The following is a 17,610-nucleotide window of genomic DNA, read 5'->3' as shown; positions in this document are numbered from 1 at the left end:
ACCGAGTTGTTCGCGGAGATCCTCGGACTCGACCGGGTCGGCATCGACGACAGTTTCTTCGCATTGGGTGGGCATTCGTTGCTGGCCACCCGGCTGGCCAGCCGGATTCGGGTGGTCCTGGGCGTCGAGGTGCCGATTCGGACGGTATTCGACGCTCCGACGGTGGCGCAGTTGGTGATCCGGCTCGCGGACCGGACTCGACCGCGTCCGGCGTTGGCGGCTCGGCCGCGGCCCGAGGTGGTTCCGCTGTCGTTCGCGCAGCGCCGGCTGTGGTTCGTCGGATGGTTGGAGGGGCCCTCCGCCACCTACAACATTCCGGTGACGGCCCGGGTGCGGGGTGCGTTCGATATCTCGGCGTTCGAGGCCGCGGTCGGTGATGTCGTGGCGCGGCACGAGAGTCTGCGCACGATTTTCGCCGAGACCGAGGGCGTGCCCGCCCAGCGGGTGCTCGCCGCCGACAGCGTCGAGGTGCCGATCACCGTCGCCGAGGCGGCTGCCGTGGATCTGGATGCCGCGGTGACCGCGGCGGTGCGGTACGGATTCGATCTGTCGTCGGAGATTCCGCTCCGGGCCACCGTCTTTCGCCGCGGCGCCGATGAGTGGGTGCTGGTGCTGCTGATCCACCACATCGCCGGTGACGGCTGGTCGGCCGCGACGCTGTTGCGGGACATATCGACGGCTTACTCGGCGCGCGCGGAGCATCGAGCGCCGGAGTGGCTGCCATTGCCGGTGCAGTACGTGGATTACACGCTCTGGCAACAGGAATTGCTGGGCGCGCGCACCGATCCGGACAGCGTGATCTCTCAGCAGTTCGAGTACTGGCGGCGTGAGTTGGACGGGCTGCCGGAGCAGCTGCGGCTACCGACCGATCGGCCGCGGCCGCGAGCGGCCGGATATCGCGGGGATGTCGTGAGTTTCGATATCGATCCCGAGATCCGCATCGCTGTGGAGCGGTTGGCCGCTCGTGAGGGTGCGACGGTGTCGATGGTGTTGCAGTCGGCGTTGGCGGTGCTGTTGTTCAAACTCGGTGCCGGAGACGATATTCCGATCGGGTCGCCGATCGCGGGTCGCACGGATGAGGCGTTGGCCGATCTGGTGGGGTTCTTCGTCAACACCTGGGTGTTGCGGACCGGAGTCGTCGCGGGTGCGTCGTTCGCCGAGATTCTGGGGCAGGTCAGGGCGAAAGCGTTGGCGGCGTACGAGAATCAGGATGTTCCGTTCGAGTTGTTGGTGGAGTTGCTCAATCCGGTGCGTTCGGCCGCGCATCATCCGTTGTTCCAGGTGTCGTTGGCGTTTCAGAACAACACGCTGCCGACGCTGGAGTTGTCGGGGGTGCGGATCGAGCCGTATCCGGCATCGACTGCGACCGCACGGTTCGATCTGTTGTTCAATATCGCGGACGCTCCCGCCGGGCATCCATGGAATGGACTGGTCGAGTTCGCGACCGAGTTGTTCGATCGGGCCACGGTCGAGGCGATGGTGGCGCGGTTGATCCTGTTGCTGCATCTGGTGCTGTCGGATCCCGATGCCCCGGTGGGATCGGTCGACGTTCTCGGCAACGACGAACGCGAACTGGTGTTGTCCCGGTGGAACGACACCACGAGGGACGTTCCCGACACCACCCTGGCCGGGTTGTTCTCCGAGCGGGTCGCGGCGACACCGGATGCCGTCGCCATCGTCTGCGCGGAGACCGAGCTGACCTACCGGGCTCTGGATATTCGGGCGGATCGGCTTGCGCAGGTGTTGATTTCGCGCGGAGTCGGACCCGATGCGGTGGTGGCGGTGGCATTGCCGCGCTCGGTGGAGTTGTTCGTGGCATTGCTGGCGGTAGTGAAAGCGGGGGGTGGGTATCTGCCGATCGATCCGGCGTATCCGTCGGATCGGCTGGCCTACATTCTCGACGACGCGGCCCCGGTTGTGGTCATCACCGAGACTGCTACCGCAAACATTTTGCCGCACAATGCAATACCGTTCCTGTATCTCGACGAGCCCGACATCATCGATGTGCGATACCAGCCGGGACGGTATCGGGACGCGATGGTGCGGCCGCAGAACCTGGCGTATGTGATCTACACATCCGGCTCCACCGGTGTGCCGAAAGGCGTTGGTATCAGTCACCGTAACGTCGTGAACCTGGTTGCCCAGGCGTGGTCGGTGGGTCTCGGGGATCGGGTGCTGGTGCATTCGTCGGTGGCATTCGATGCGTCGACGTATGAGATCTGGCCCGCACTGTGTCGTGGCGCGACGCTGATTGTCGCGCGTGAGCAACGCTCGGACCCGGTGGAGATCACCCGGCTGATCGCCTCGCGGTCGGTGACGCGGATGTTCGCGACTCCGCCGTTGCTGTCGGCGTTGCTCGATCACGTCGAATCGTTGCCCGGCAAGCCGTTACGGACGCTGGGACGGATCATCGTCGGCGGTGCCGAACTGACGGTGGACGTGGTTCGGAGGCTGACTGCGACCTATGCCGGTGCTCAGGTCATGAACGGTTACGGGCCGACCGAGACGACGGCGTGTGTGACCGACTACGACGCGGTGGTCGATATCGACGGCGCTGTTCCGGTCGGGCGTCCGTTGGGGAATGTGCGGGTGTTCGTGCTGGATTCGTGGTTGGTGCCGGTGCCTGTCGGGGTGGCGGGGGAGTTGTATGTCGCCGGTGCGCAATTGGCGCGCGGCTATCGCGGCCGGGCTGGGTTGACGGCCCTGCGATTTGTGGCCGATCCGTTCGATCCGAATGGTGGCCGGTTGTATCGCACGGGTGATGTGGTGCGCTGGAATGCCAACGGGCAGTTGGAGTTCGTGGGCCGGGCCGATGATCAGGTGAAGATCCGTGGCTTCCGGGTCGAGCCGGGTGAGGTGGAAGCCGCACTGGCGCAGCATCCTGCGGTGTCCCAGGCGGTGGTGGTGGCGCGTGCGACCGACACCGGCGACAAGCAGCTGATCGGCTACGTGGTCGCCGACGGTTCCGGGCCGGATGTGCGGGGATTCGTCTCCGAGCGGTTGCCGGAGTTCATGGTGCCCGCGGTGGTGATGGTGATCGAGTCGATGCCGTTGACCGCGAACGGCAAACTCGACCACGCCGCGCTACCGGATCCGCAGTTCACCTCGTCGATGCGCTATCGGGCGCCGCGCACCAGTGCGGAACAGATCCTGGCCACGGTGTTCGCCGAGGTATTGGGATTGGCGCGGGTGGGTGTGGATGACAGTTTCTTCGAGTTGGGCGGGGACAGTATTCGGTCGATTCAGGTGGTGTCGCGGGCGCGGACGTTGGGTGTGGAGGTCAGTCCGCGGGAGGTGTTCGAGCGCCGGACGGTCGCGGGGCTGGCCGCGGTGGCGGTGGAGCGTGCGGTGGCCGGGTCCGTGGTGGGGGAGTTGCCGGGCGGTGGGGTGGGGTGGATGCCGTTGTTGCCGGTGGCTCGGTTCGTGCGGGAGTTGGGTGCGGGTTTCGATGGTTTCAGTCAGTCGATGGTGCTGGATCTGCCGGTGGGTATCGATCGGGCGGGTTTGATAGCTGTGCTGGCCGCGGTGATCGATCGTCATGATGTGTTGCGGTCGCGGTTGGTCGATGATGAGCGTGGTGCGGGGCTGGAGGTCGCGCCGGTGGGTGCGGTGGATGTGGACCGGCTGCTGCATCGCGTCGACATCGACGACCCTGCACAGCAGTTCGCGGAGATGCGAGCCGCGCTCGCTCGGTTGGCTCCGGCGGCGGGGGTGATGGTGCAGTTCGTGTGGTTCGATGCCGGACCAGCGCGGGCGGGCCGGTTGGCGATCGTGGCGCATCATCTGGCGATCGATGGTGTGTCGTGGCGGATTCTGTTGCCGGACTTGGTATCCGCGTGGCAGGCGGTGTCCGCCGGATCCGCGCCGGTGTTGGCGAGGACCGGGACGTCGATGCGGCGCTGGGCGCACGGTGTCCTCGACGAGGCGACCCGATCGGAGCGGGTGGCCGAGTTGGCTTGGTGGCGTGCGGTTCTCGACCAGCCCGATCCGATGATCGGCTCTCGGCCGCTGGACCCGGACGTCGATGTCATGCGGACCGTCGACCATATCGTCGTCGAGATTCCGGTGGCGGTGACCGAGACGCTGTCCACCACAGTGCCGACAGTGTTCCGTGGTGGGGTCGAGGACGGATTGCTGGCGGCATTGGCGTTGGCGGTGACTCGCTGGCGGCATGCTCATGGCGTGCGTGCGGAATCGGTGTTGATCCAGTTGGAAGGCCATGGGCGCGAGGAGGACACCGTTCCCGGTGCCGACCTGTCGAATACCGTCGGGTGGTTCACGAGCGTATACCCGGTGCGGCTGCATGCTTCCGGAGTGCCGTGGGACGAGGTCTGCGCGGGCGGTGCGGCCGCGGGCGCCCTGATCAAGTCGGTCAAGGAGCAGTTGCGTGCGGTACCCGGCAAGGGCATCGGCTACGGGTTGTTGCGATACCTCAATTCCGATACCGCCGCTGCCCTGCACCAGTTTTCGGCCGGGCAGATCGGATTCAACCACCTGGGCAGGCTCACCTCGACGGATCTGCTGCCGCCACGACTGCGGGGCGCCGGATGGACTCCGGCCCGCGAGGGTGCGGGATCCGTGGGCCCGGACCCGGCCATGCCCGCTCTGGCGGTGCTCGATATCACCACGATGGTCGTCGACACCAGCGCGGGCCCGGTATTGCGGGCGGTATTCGCGGCACCGACGAGTGTGCTGGCGACGACCGAGGTGGGAGATCTGGCCGAGCTGTGGCGCAACGCGGTCGTGGGGTTGGCCCGCCACGCCACGGCTTCGGGTGCGGGCGGTCTGACGCCGTCGGATCTGGCGCTGGTGAGGCTGGGGCAGAACGAGATCGAGGATCTGGAGGAGCGGCATCCGGGGCTCGCGGATGTGTGGCCCCTGACTCCGATGCAGTCGGGGTTGCTGTTTCATCAGGAATTCGCGGGTCCGGGCTTCGACGCCTATCACATGCAGGTCGTCTTCGGATTGGCCGGGCGGGTGGATCCCGCTCGGATGCGGGCGGCCGAGCAGGGATTGGTGGAGCGGTATGCGAATCTGCGGGTGGGTTTCGCCGCCGATTCTCGCGGTGTCCCGATCCAGATGGTTATCGATGGTGTCGAGTTGCCTTGGCGGGTAGTCGATGTACGTGATGCCGAGGATCGGGACGCGGTATTGGAGCGGTTGCTGGTCGAGGATCGGGATGCGCATTTCGATGTGGCGGTGCCGCCGTTGTTGCGGTTGACGTTGGTGCTGATGTCCGAGCGGCGGTCGGAGTTGGTGTTCACTGCTCATCACGTGCTGCTGGACGGTTGGTCGTTGCCGTTGCTGATCCGGGATCTGTTGGGTCTCTATGGTTCCGGCGGTGACGGCACGGCATTGCCGGTCGCGCCCGACTACAAGGACTTCCTGAAGTGGTTGGGCCGCCAAGACTTTCAGGTCGCGGTCAAGGCGTGGGCCGAGGAACTCGAGGGCGTGCGAGAACCCACCTTGCTCGCCGGGAAGTCCGGCGGCCTCGATGATGCCGCCTCGGCGGGGGTCGAGCGGGTCGAGGTGCCGCTGACCGTGGAGACCGCGGTGGCGCTGCACAGGCGGACCGGTGAACTCGGGGTCACGGTGAACACCGCCGTGCAGGCGGCATGGGGAATTCTCTTGGGCGCGTCGACCGATCGTCATGATGTGGTCGCCGGTGCGACGGTATCGGGTCGGCCTCCAGTGATCGCGGGCGTGGATTCGATGGTGGGGTTGTTCATCAATACCGTGCCCGTGCGGGTGCGATTGCATCCTCGCGACACCATCACCGATCTGTTGACCACCCTGCAGGCGCGCCAAGCCGCGTTGCTGGACTATCACCATATCGGGTTGAGCGATATCCACCGGGGTGCCGGGGTGGATATCTTGTTCGACACGCTGATCGGGTTCGAGTCCTATCCGGTCGATCAGGCCGGAATCGGTGCGGCCGCCACCACCAGCGGCATCGCCATCGCCGATCTGCGTCCCGAAGCGCCCACGCATTACCCCCTGACAGTCGTGGCCGGCGCCAGTCCGCATCTACAACTCCGACTCGAATACCGCACCGATGCGTTCGACCGGTCGGCGGTCGAGGCGATGGCGGGGCGATTGGTGCGAATACTGCGGCAGGTGGCGGCGGATCCGACTGTGCCGGTGGGATCGATCGATATCCTCGGAGGCGACGAACGCGAACTGGTGCTGCGTCGGTGGAACGACACCGCCGTCGTGGTCCCGGACACCACGGTGGTCGGGTTGTTCGAGGCGCAGGTCGCCGCGACTCCGGATGGTGTCGCGGTGATCTGCGGGGACACCGAATCGGCGTATCGAGAGCTCGATTCTCGGGCCGATGCGCTGGCGCGAGTGTTGGTTTCGCGCGGCGTGGGTCCGGATTGCGTTGTGGCGGTGGCATTGCCGCGCTCGGTGGAGCTGATCGTGGCGTTGCTGGCGGTGTTGAAGGCCGGTGGTGGGTACCTGCCGATCGATCCGGCGTATCCCTCGGATCGGTTGGCGTTCATTCTGGCCGATGCCGCGCCGGTGGTCGTCGTGACCGACTCCGCTACAGCAGAGCTGTTGCCCCACACCACGACACCGCACCTGTTCCTCGACACCACCGACATGCGGGGTCAGGCCGATCTCCCCGCGGTGCGGCCGCAGAACGTGGCATATGTGATCTACACGTCGGGTTCGACCGGTGTGCCGAAAGGTGTTGGTATCACTCATCGTAACGTGGTGAATCTGGTTGCTCAGGCGTGGTCGGCGGGCCCGGGGGATCGGGTGTTGGTGCATTCGTCGGTGGCGTTCGATGCGTCGACGTATGAGATCTGGCCCGCGTTGTGTGGTGGTGCTGCCTTGGTTGTCGCGGGTGAGCAGCGTTCGGATCCGGCGGAGATCACGCGGCTGATCGAGACCAGGTCGGTGACGAAGATGTTCGCGACGCCGCCGCTGTTGTCGGCATTCGTGGACTCGGTGCCGGACACCACCTTCCAGAGTCTGACCCAGGTGAATACCGGGGCCGACACGCTGACGGCGGGGCTGGTCGAGGCACTGCGGGCCCGATGGGCCGATGTGCGGATCGATAACCTCTACGGTCCCACCGAGGCGACGGTCAATGCGACGGCACAGATCGTGCCCGACCGGCTGGTCGGCCCGGTGGCGCCGATCGGTGTTCCGGTGGCCAATACGCGGGTGTTCGTGCTGGATTCGTGGCTGGCACCGGTGCCGGTCGGGATCGCGGGGGAGTTGTATGTCGCCGGTGCGCAGTTGGCGCGGGGCTATCGGGGGCGGGCAGGGCTGACCGCGGCACGGTTCGTGGCCGATCCGTTCGATTCGGCCGGTGGTCGGTTGTATCGCACGGGTGATGTGGTGCGCTGGAATGCGCACGGGCGGTTGGAGTTCGTGGGCCGCGCCGATGATCAGGTGAAGATCCGTGGCTTCCGGGTCGAGCCGGGCGAGGTGGAAGCCGTTCTGGCGCAACACCCGTCGGTGTCGCGCGCGGTGGTGATAGCACGCGAGACGGAATTCGGTGGTAAGCAGCTGATCGGCTATGTGGTCCCCGATCGAGCGAACGAACTCGACGGTCATGATGTGCGTCGATTCGCTCGCGAGCGGTTGCCGGAGTTCATGGTGCCCGCGGTGGTGATGGTGATCGAGTCGGTGCCGTTGACCGCGAACGGGAAAGTGGATCGTCAGGCATTGCCCGCTGCGGAGTTCGGCTCGTCGAGGCGCTATCGGGCGCCGGGTTCGGATGCGGAGCGAGTGTTGGCGGGGGTGTTCGCCGAGGTGCTGGGGTTGGCGCGGGTGGGTGTGGACGACAGTTTCTTCGAGTTGGGTGGGGACAGTATTCGGTCGATTCAGGTGGTGTCGCGGGCGCGGGTGCTGGGTGTGGAGGTCAGTCCGCGGGAGGTGTTCGAATACCGGACCGTGGCCGCGCTGGTGGGGATCGCCGCCGGGCGTGGGGTGAGTGTGGTGCTGGGGGAGATGGCCGGTGGTGGAATCGGCTGGATGCCGCTGTTACCGGTGGCTCGGTTCGTGCGGGAGTTGGGTTCGGGTTTCGATGGTTTCAGTCAGTCGATGGTGCTGGATCTGCCGGTGGGTATCGATCGGGCCGGTTTGGTGGTCGTTCTGGCTGCGGTGATCGATCGTCATGATGTGTTGCGGTCGCGGTTGGTCGATGACGAGCGTGGTGCGGGGCTCGAGGTCGCGCCGGTGGGCTCGGTGGATGCGGACCGGCTGCTGCATCGCGTAGGGCTGACACAGCAGGCCGATGACATCGTTGCGCAGCTGGGGGCCGCGGTGGGCCGGTTGGCTCCAGCGGCAGGGGTGATGATGCGGTTCATATGGTTCGATGCCGGACCAGCGCGGGCGGGGCGCTTGGCGATCGTGGCGCATCATCTGGCGGTCGATGGTGTGTCGTGGCGGATTCTGTTGCCGGACTTGGTATCCGCGTGGCAGGCGGTATCCGCCGGATCCGTTCCGGTACTGGCGAGGACCGGAACGTCGATGCGGCGCTGGGCGCACGGGCTGGCCGAACAGGCCTCCGCACCGGAGCTTGTGGAGCAATTGCCCTGGTGGCGTGCGGTTCTCGACGGACCCGATTCGATGCTGGGCTCTCGTCCGCTGGACCCCGCGGTCGATGTCATGGCCACCGCCCAGCATGTGCGGGTGCGCATTCCGGTGGCGGCGACCGAGGCGCTGTTGACCACGCTGCCGGCGGCATTCCATGGCGGGGTCGACGACGGGTTGCTGGCGGCATTGGCGGTAGCGGTCGCGCGCTGGCGCGAGATACGCGGTGTCGATGAGGATTCGGTCCTGGTCCGACTGGAAGGCCATGGGCGCGAAGAGGACACCGTTTCCGGTGCCGACCTGTCGAATACCATCGGCTGGTTCACCAGCATGTTCCCGGTGCGGTTGCAGGCGGCCGCAACGGAATGGGACCACCTGTGCGCGGGTGGTCCGGCCGCGGGCGTCGTGGTCAAATCGGTCAAGGAGCAGTTGCGCGCGGTACCGGACAAGGGCATCGGATACGGGCTACTGCGGTATCTCAATCCCGAGGCCGCTGGTGTGCTGCAACGGCTTTCGACCGGGCAGATCGGATACAACTACCTGGGCAGGATCACCTCCACGGATCTACTGCCGCAACGCCTTCGAGGAGCGGGCTGGGCTCCGTCGGTCGATGCCGAACAGCTGGTCACACCGTTGGATCCGACGTTGTCGGCGATGCCCGCGATGTCGGTGCTGGATGTGAGCGCGATGGTCGTCGATGCGGACGAGGGACCAGTATTGCAGGCGGTCTTCGCCGCGCCCGCGGGTGTGCTGGCGAGGACCGAAGTCGAGGATCTGGCCGAGCTGTGGCGAAACGCCGTGGAGGGGTTGGCCCGCCACGCCGCGACGTCGGGCGCGGGCGGTTTCACGCCGTCGGATCTGCCGCTGGTGACGTTGGGACAGAACGAGATCGAGGCATTGGAGCAGCGGTATCCAGGGTTGGCGGATGTGTGGCCGCTGACGTCGATGCAGTCGGGGTTGCTGTTTCATCAGGAATTCGCGGGCGAGGGCTTTGACGCCTATCACATGCAGGTCGTATTCGGCCTGGTCGGCCGGGTGGATCCGGCTCGGATGCGTGCGGCCGGGCAGGGATTGCTCGACCGGTATCCGATTCTGCGGGTGGGTTTCGCCGCCGATTCTCGCGGCGTCCCGATCCAAGTGGTCGTCGATAGTGTCGAGTTGCCCTGGCGCGTAGTCGATTTGCGCGACATCGGGGATCGGGATGCGGCGTTGGAGCGGTTGCTGGTCGAGGATCGGGATGCGCATTTCGATGTGGCGGTGCCGCCGTTGTTGCGGTTGACGTTGGTGCTGATGTCCGAGCAGCGGTCGGAGTTGGTGCTCACGGCCCATCACGTGCTGTTGGATGGTTGGTCGTTGCCGTTGCTGATCCGGGATCTGTTGGGTCTCTACGGTTCCGGCGGTGACGGCACGGCATTGCCGCCCGCGCCCGACTACCGAGACTTCCTCGCGTGGCTGACCCGGCAAGACTCTCGGGCGGGCGTGGAAGCCTGGACCCGGGAACTTCAGGGCGTGGACGAACCCACACTGCTCGCCGGAAGGACCGGCGGTGCGGACGATTCCGCGCTGGGCGGGGTCGATCGGGTCGAGGTGCCGCTGGCGGCGGAGACGGCCTTGGGAGTGAGTCGGCAGGCCACGGCGCTCGAGGTCACGGTGAACACCGTTGTACAGGCCGGGTGGGGGATTGCGCTGGCGGCGTCGACGGGACGTCATGATGTGGTCGCCGGTGCGACGGTATCGGGTCGGCCTCCGGTGATTGCCGGCGTGGATTCGATGGTGGGGTTGTTCATCAATACCGTGCCCGTGCGGGTGCGGTTGAATTCCCGCGACACCCTGGCCGAGGTGCTGGTCGATCTGCAGGCGCGTCAGGCCGCGTTGCTGGACTATCACCATATCGGGTTGAGCGATATCCATCGGGGTGTCGGGGTGGATGTCTTGTTCGACACGCTGATCGGGTTCGAGTCCTATCCGGTCGATCAGGCCGGAATCGGTGCGGCGGCTACTACCAGCGGTATCGGCCTCACCGATCTGCGTCCCAACACACCCTCGCACTATCCGGTGACACTCGTGGCGAATTCCGCCGCCACCTTGACGCTGCACCTCGAATATCGCACCGATGTCTTCGACCGGTCGGCGGTCGAGGCGATGGCGGGGCGGTTGGTGCGAATACTGCGGCAGGTGGTGGCGGATCCGACTGTGCCGGTGGGGTCGATCGATATCCTCGGTGACGAACGCGAATTGGTGGTGCGTCGGTGGAACGACACTGTCGTGGAGGTCCCCGATGACACCATCGTCGACCTGTTCCACGCACGGGCCGCCGCGACTCCGGACGCGGTCGCGGTCGTCTGCGGGGACGCGGAGCTGACCTACCGCGACCTCGATCTCCGCGCGGCCCGGCTGGCGCGAGCGTTGATCTCACGCGGCGTGGGTCCGGATTGCGTTGTGGCAGTGGCGTTGCCGCGCTCGGTGGAGTTGTTCGTGGCGTTGCTGGCGGTGTTGAAGGCCGGTGGTGGGTACCTGCCGATCGATCCGGCGTATCCGTCGGATCGGTTGGCGTTCATTCTGACCGATGCCGCGCCGGTGGTCGTCGTGACCGACTCCGTCACCGCGAAGCTGTTGCCGCATACCGCGATACCGCACCTGTTCCTCGACACCACGGATATGCGGGGCCAGGCCGATCTCCCCGCGGTGCGGCCGCAGAATCTGGCGTATCTGATCTACACCTCCGGTTCCACGGGCGTGCCGAAAGGCGTTGCCGTCACTCACCGCAATGTCGTGGCCTTCGCGACCAAGCCGGTATGGCGAGACGGTGCGCACGCCACGGTGTTGATGCACTCCTCGGTGGCCTTCGACGCCTCCACCTACGAGATCTGGGTTCCACTGCTGGGCGGTGGCCGGATAGTCGTCGCGTCGCAGGATCGCCCCGATATCGCTGAGCTGGGCCGATTGCTGGCCGCGCACAGCGTCACGGCGGCATTTCTCACCACTCGGTTGTTCGAGTTGTTCATCGATCAGTGTCCCGATGCCCTCGCCGGACTTCGTCAGGTGTGGACCGGCGGTGAGGAGATGCCGCCCGAGGTATTCCGTCGTGCCGTGCGGATATGTCCCGCGATGCGGATCGTGCACGTGTACGGGCCGACCGAGACGACGACCTTCGCGACCTCTCGCCCCTTCGAGGCGGTGGCGGATTTCGAAGGTGCGGTAGTGCCGATCGGGTCTCCGCTGGGGAATGTGCGGGTGTTCGTCTTGGATTCGTGGTTGCGGCCTGCGCCGGTGGGGACGCCCGGTGAGTTGTATATCGCCGGTGCGCAGTTGGCGCGGGGGTATCGGGGGCAGGTGGGGTTGACCGCGGCACGGTTTGTGGCGGATCCGTTCGATCCGAATGGTGGTCGGTTGTATCGCACGGGTGATGTGGTGCGCTGGAATGCGCACGGGCGGTTGGAGTTCGTGGGCCGAGCCGATGATCAGGTGAAGATCCGTGGCTTCCGGATCGAACTCGGTGAGGTGGAAGCGGTACTGGCTCAGCATCCTTCGGTCTCGCGGGCGGTGGTGGTGGCGCGCCATTCCGGAATCGAGGGCGGTAAGCAGTTGGTCGGATATGTGGTCGCCGACCGATCGGGCGCGGAGGTCCGCCGGTGGGCGGCCGATCGGCTGCCCGAATTCATGGTGCCGACCGTGGTGATGGTGATCGACTCGGTGCCGCTGACCGCGAACGGGAAGGTGGATCGCCGGGCGCTACCGGCCCCGGAGTTCGGCTCGTCGGTGGCCTACCGGGCGCCGGAGGGCGAGCGGGAGCGGGCGCTGACCGAGTTGTTCGGCGAAGTCCTCGGACGCGACCGGATCGGTGTGGACGACAGCTTCTTCGAGCTGGGCGGCCATTCGTTGCTGGCCACTCGTCTGGTGAGCCGGATTCGGGTGGTGCTGGGGGTCGAGGTGTCGATCCGGGCGGTATTCGACGCTCCGACGGTGGCGCAGTTGGTGACTCGGCTGAATTCCGGCGGGCGGATGCGGCCGATGTTGTCGGCTCGGTCGCGGCCGGAGGTGGTGCCGTTATCGTTCGCGCAGCGGCGGCTGTGGTTCATTCATCGCCTGGAGGGACCGTCCGCCACCTACAACATCCCGTTGGCCGCGCGCTTGCGAGGGGTGTTCGATGCGTCGGCATTCGCGGACGCGGTCGGCGATGTCGTTGCGCGGCATGAGACTCTGCGCACGGTCTTCGTCGAGGTCGACGGTGTTCCGGCACAGCGTGTGCTCGATGCCGGCAGTGTCGAGGTGCCGGTGACCATTGCCGACGTGGATCCCGTGGATGTCGAGGCGGCGGTGAGTGCGGCGGTGGGATATCGGTTCGATCTGTCCACTCGGATTCCGATCAGGGTCACGGTGCTGCGTTATGGCCCGGACGAATACGTACTGGTCGTGCTGATGCATCACATTGCCGGAGATGGTTGGTCCATGGCGCCGCTACTGCGCGATCTGGCCACGGCCTATGCGGCGCGCCTCGGGGATCGCGCGCCGGGATGGGAGCCGCTCCCGGCGCAGTACGTGGATTACACGCTGTGGCAACAGGAATGGCTGGGGTTGCCGACCGATCCGGACAGTGTGTTGTCCCGGCAATTCGAGTATTGGCGGGGCGAACTCGCGGGGTTGCCGGAGCAATTGCGGTTGCCGACCGATCGGCCGCGGCCGCGGGTGGCCAGCTATCGCGGAGATCTGGTGGGTTTCGGTATCGATGTTCGGACCCGAGAGGCGTTGGAGCGGTTGGCGGCTCGCGAGGGTGCGACGGTGTCGATGGTGTGGCAGTCGGTATTGGCGGTGTTGTTGTTCAAACTCGGTGCCGGAGCCGATATTCCGATCGGGTCGCCGATCGCGGGCCGGACCGATGAGGCCTTGGCCGATGTGGTCGGATTCTTCGTCAACACCTGGGTGTTGCGCGCGACCGTCGCGCCGGCGGCGTCTTTCGTCGATATCCTGGGGCAGGTCAGGGAGAAGGCGTTGGCGGCGTACGAGAATCAGGACGCGCCGTTCGAATTGCTGGTCGAGTTGCTCAACCCGGCACGCTCGGCGGCCCATCACCCGCTGTTCCAGGTGTCGCTGGCATTTCAGAACAACGCACTGCCGACGGTGGACCTGGCGGGGGTCGGGATCGAGCCCTACCCCGTATCCATTGTGACCTCGCGGTTCGACCTGTATTTCAATATCGCCGACGCTCCCGCCGGTCACGAGTGGAGTGGGTTCGTCGAATACGCGACCGAGTTGTTCGATCGATCCACGGTCGAGGCGATGACGGCGCGGTTGATGCGGCTGCTGGAGCTGGTGGTATCGGATCCGCAGGCCCCGGTCGGGTCGATCGATGTGCTCGGCGGCGACGAACGCGAGTGGGTGTTGGCTCGCTGGAACGACACCGGCGTCGCGATCGATCCGGGCGTCACCCTGGTGGGATTGATCGAGGCGCGGGTGGCCGCGACCCCGGAGGCGATCGCGGTGGTCTGCGGAGACGCCGAGTTGACGTATCGGGATCTCGATGGCCGGGCGGATCGGCTCGCGCGGATCCTGATCTCGCGGGGAGTGCGCCCCGACACGGTGGTCGCGGTCGCGTTGCCGAGATCGGTGGAACTGATGGTGGCTTGGCTGGCGGTGTTGAAGGCCGGTGGCGGGTATCTGCCGATCGATCCGGCGTATCCGTCGGATCGGCTGGCATTCATACTCACCGATGCCGCACCGGCCGTTGTCGTGACCGACTCGGCCACCGCGCAGGCATTGCCCGACACCGCGATACCGCATATTCACCTCGACGCGCTTGCTGTCGATGGTGCGAGTGGTCGCGAGTCGGTCGTCGTGGTGCGGCCGCAGAATCTGGCGTATGTGATTTACACATCGGGTTCGACCGGTGTGCCGAAAGGTGTTGGTATCACGCATCGTAACGTGGTGAATCTGGTCGCTCAGGCGTGGCCGGTGCGTCCCGAGGATCGGGTGCTGGCGCATTCGTCGGTGGCGTTCGATGCCTCGACCTATGAGGTCTGGCCCGCGCTGTGTGGTGGTGCGACGGTGGTGATGGCGGGTGAGCGGCGTTCGGATCTGACGGAGATCGCACGACTGATCCAATCCTGGTCGGTGACCAAGATGTTCGCGACGCCCGCGCTGCTGTCGGCATTGCTCGATCACGTCGAATCCTCGCCCGAGGATCCGTTGCGAACCGTGACGCGGGTTCTCGTCGGCGGCGCCGAGGTGACAGCATCGGTGGTTCGGAAACTGCATGCGGCGTACGCCGATGTTCAGATCATGAACGGTTACGGTCCCACCGAGACGACGGTGTGTGTGACCGCCTACGACGCGGTGGGTGAGCTGGGTGGTGCCGTTCCCATCGGGCGCCCGTTGGGGAATGTGCGGGTGTTCGTACTGGATTCGTGGCTGGTTCCGGTTCCGGTCGGGGTGGCCGGCGAATTGTATGTGGCCGGTGCGCAATTGGCGCGGGGCTATCAGGGGCGCGCCGGATTGACCGCGGCGCGGTTCGTGGCCGATCCGTTCGATCCGAAGGGTGGCCGGTTGTATCGCACGGGCGATGTCGTGCGCTGGAATGCCGACGGGCAGTTGGAGTTCGTGGGGCGGGTCGATGATCAGGTGAAGATCCGTGGTTTCCGGGTGGAGCCCGGTGAGGTGGAAGCCGTTCTGGCACAACATCCTTCGGTATCGCAGGCGGTTGTGGTGGCGCGCGATACCGATGCGGGCGGTAAGCAGCTGGTCGGGTATGTGGTCGCCGATCGGTCCGGGCCGGCGGTCGGCGAGGACGAGCTGGTGGGGCAGTGGCGTCGGGTATACGACGACCTGTATTCCGGTGCCGGAGACAGCGATACCGGCGGTGCCGGATCCGGAGCCGGATTCGGCGCGGACTTCGACGGCTGGAACAGCAGCCTCACCGGAGAGCCGATTCCGATCGAGCAGATGCGCGAATGGCGGATGGCCACGGTCGAGCGGATCCGCGGATTGGCGCCGCGGCGCGTCCTCGAGATCGGTGTCGGATCGGGACTGTTGTTATCGCAGTTGGCCCCGGAGTGCGAACAGTATTGGGCGACGGATTTCTCCGCCGCGACCATCGCCACACTGCGACAGCAGCTGGGTGAACTGGGTGCGGGATGGGTCGATCGCGTCTCGCTGTCCGTGCGCACCGCCGACGATATCGACGGACTGCCGGAAGGTTACTTCGACACCGTGGTGTTGAACTCGGTGATCCAGTACTTCCCCGGCCAGGGCTACCTGCGTGATGTCCTCGACAAGGTGCTGGGGCTCCTGGCTCCCGGCGGCGCCGTATTCGTGGGTGACGTTCGCAATCTGGCACTGCTCGAGGATTTCGCCACCGCGGTGCAGATCGCGCGGAACGGTGGCGACGATCCCGCCGCGGTCGCCGCTCGGGTCCGTCGGGATATCGCCGCCGAACAGGAGCTGTTGCTGGCCCCGGAGTACTTCGTGGGGCTGCCCGGATTCGCCGGCGTCGATATCCAGCTCGAGCGGGGGTATTCGGTCAACGAGTTGACCCGGTACCGCTACGACATCGTCTTGTACAAGTCCCCGGCGACGCCGATCTCGCTTGCCGAGGTGCCGAAAGTCGTGTTCCGCGACCATGATTGGTTGCGTGGACTGCTCGGAGATCGACATCCCGGCGGTATTCGCGTGACCGGGATCCCGCATACCGGGCTGACGGGCGAGGGCATGGTGCCCGAGGATCTGCACGCGCTGGCACGGCAACGGGGATACACCGCCGCGGTCACCTGGTCGGCCGAACCCCTGCAGATGGACGCGGTCTTCCTCGATGCCGGAACCGGCGACGGCCGACCGCTGACCGGCATCTACCTGCCGTCGGCGGAGGTCGGCGACCCCGCGGTGTACGCGAACAATCCGCAGGCCGGTCTGCTGGCCGCGGACGTGCGCGGGTTCGCCGGTGAGCGATTGCCGGAATACATGGTGCCGTCGGTGGTGATGGTGCTCGAGTCGATGCCCTTGACCGCGAGTGGGAAATTCGATCGGCGCGCGTTGCCGGATCCGGAATTCGCCTCGGCGGTGCGGTACCGCGCACCGGAAACCATCCGCGAACATATGCTGGCGGAGTTGTTCGCCGAAATCCTCGGACTCGACCGGGTCGGCCTCGACGACGATTTCTTCGCCCTGGGCGGACATTCCCTGTTGGCGACCCGCCTCACCAGCAAGATCCGGGCGGTATTGGGAGTGGAAGTCCCGGTCCGGGTGATATTCGACGCGCCCACCGTCGCCCAATTGGTGACCCGGCTCGACGAGGGTGCCGCCGCGGGAACGGATTTCGATCCGGTGCTGCGGCTCAAGAGCTCCGGATCGCGGCAACCGCTGTGGTGTCTGCACCCCGGCGGCGGTCTCGGCTGGTTCTACCAGCAGCTCGGACCCCATCTCCCCGACCGGCCCGTCTATGCCATCCAGTCCCGCGGCCTCGACGGTGGGCCGCTGGCCGCCTCCTTCGAGGAGATGGTGACCGACTACGTCGACCGGATCCTCGACCTCCAGGACGAGGGCCCCTACTTCCTGTTGGGGTGGTCCTACGGCGGGATAGTCGCGCATGCGATAGCGCACCGGCTCGCCCGGCGGGGACTGCGGATCGGATTCCTCGGCATCGTGGACAGCAAACCCCCGATGCCCTCCGACGACCAACCCGACGTATCCGAAGACGATGCCCTGGCCGGTGTCCGGGACTGGGCGGCAGACAGATTCGGCGAGCAGCTCGAATCCCCGGTGATCCAGGAACTGGTGCGGCAGGCGACGAAGGTGCTCATCAACAACAGCACACTGCTCGACGGCTACACCTCCCCCTACTACGACGGCGACGCCACGATCGTCTGCGCCGCACTGGATACGGACGGTAGTCGAATCATCGATCCCGAGGAGGAGCTCCGACACGCCTGGCGTGCGCATATCGGCGGACGGATGGACGTCTTCGCCGTGGACTGCGCACACAGCGACTTCGACCGCCCGGAGAACATGAATCTCGTGGGCCGAATGCTGAACCTCCTCCTGGCCGAGGGCGATGTAGGCCCAGCGGCGTAA

General features: G+C 66.1%; 1 protein-coding gene (only partly in view). It reads left to right on the top strand.

Annotation, left to right across the window (positions count from 1 at the left end; translation table 11 throughout):
• On the top strand, positions 1 to 17,610 hold the 3' portion of the coding sequence (locus tag ACIA76_RS03285; protein ID WP_397147827.1) for a non-ribosomal peptide synthase/polyketide synthase. It extends 2,922 nt beyond the left edge of the window; only the last 17,610 of its 20,532 coding nucleotides appear in the window; its start codon lies beyond the left edge, outside the window; it ends in the stop codon at positions 17,608 to 17,610.

Source organism: Nocardia sp. NPDC051570, from assembly GCF_044454005.1.
Taxonomy (GTDB): Bacteria; Actinomycetota; Actinomycetes; order Mycobacteriales; family Mycobacteriaceae; genus Nocardia.
The sequence above is the reverse complement of the archived record's forward strand: the minus strand, read 5'-3'. Positions and strand labels throughout refer to the sequence as shown.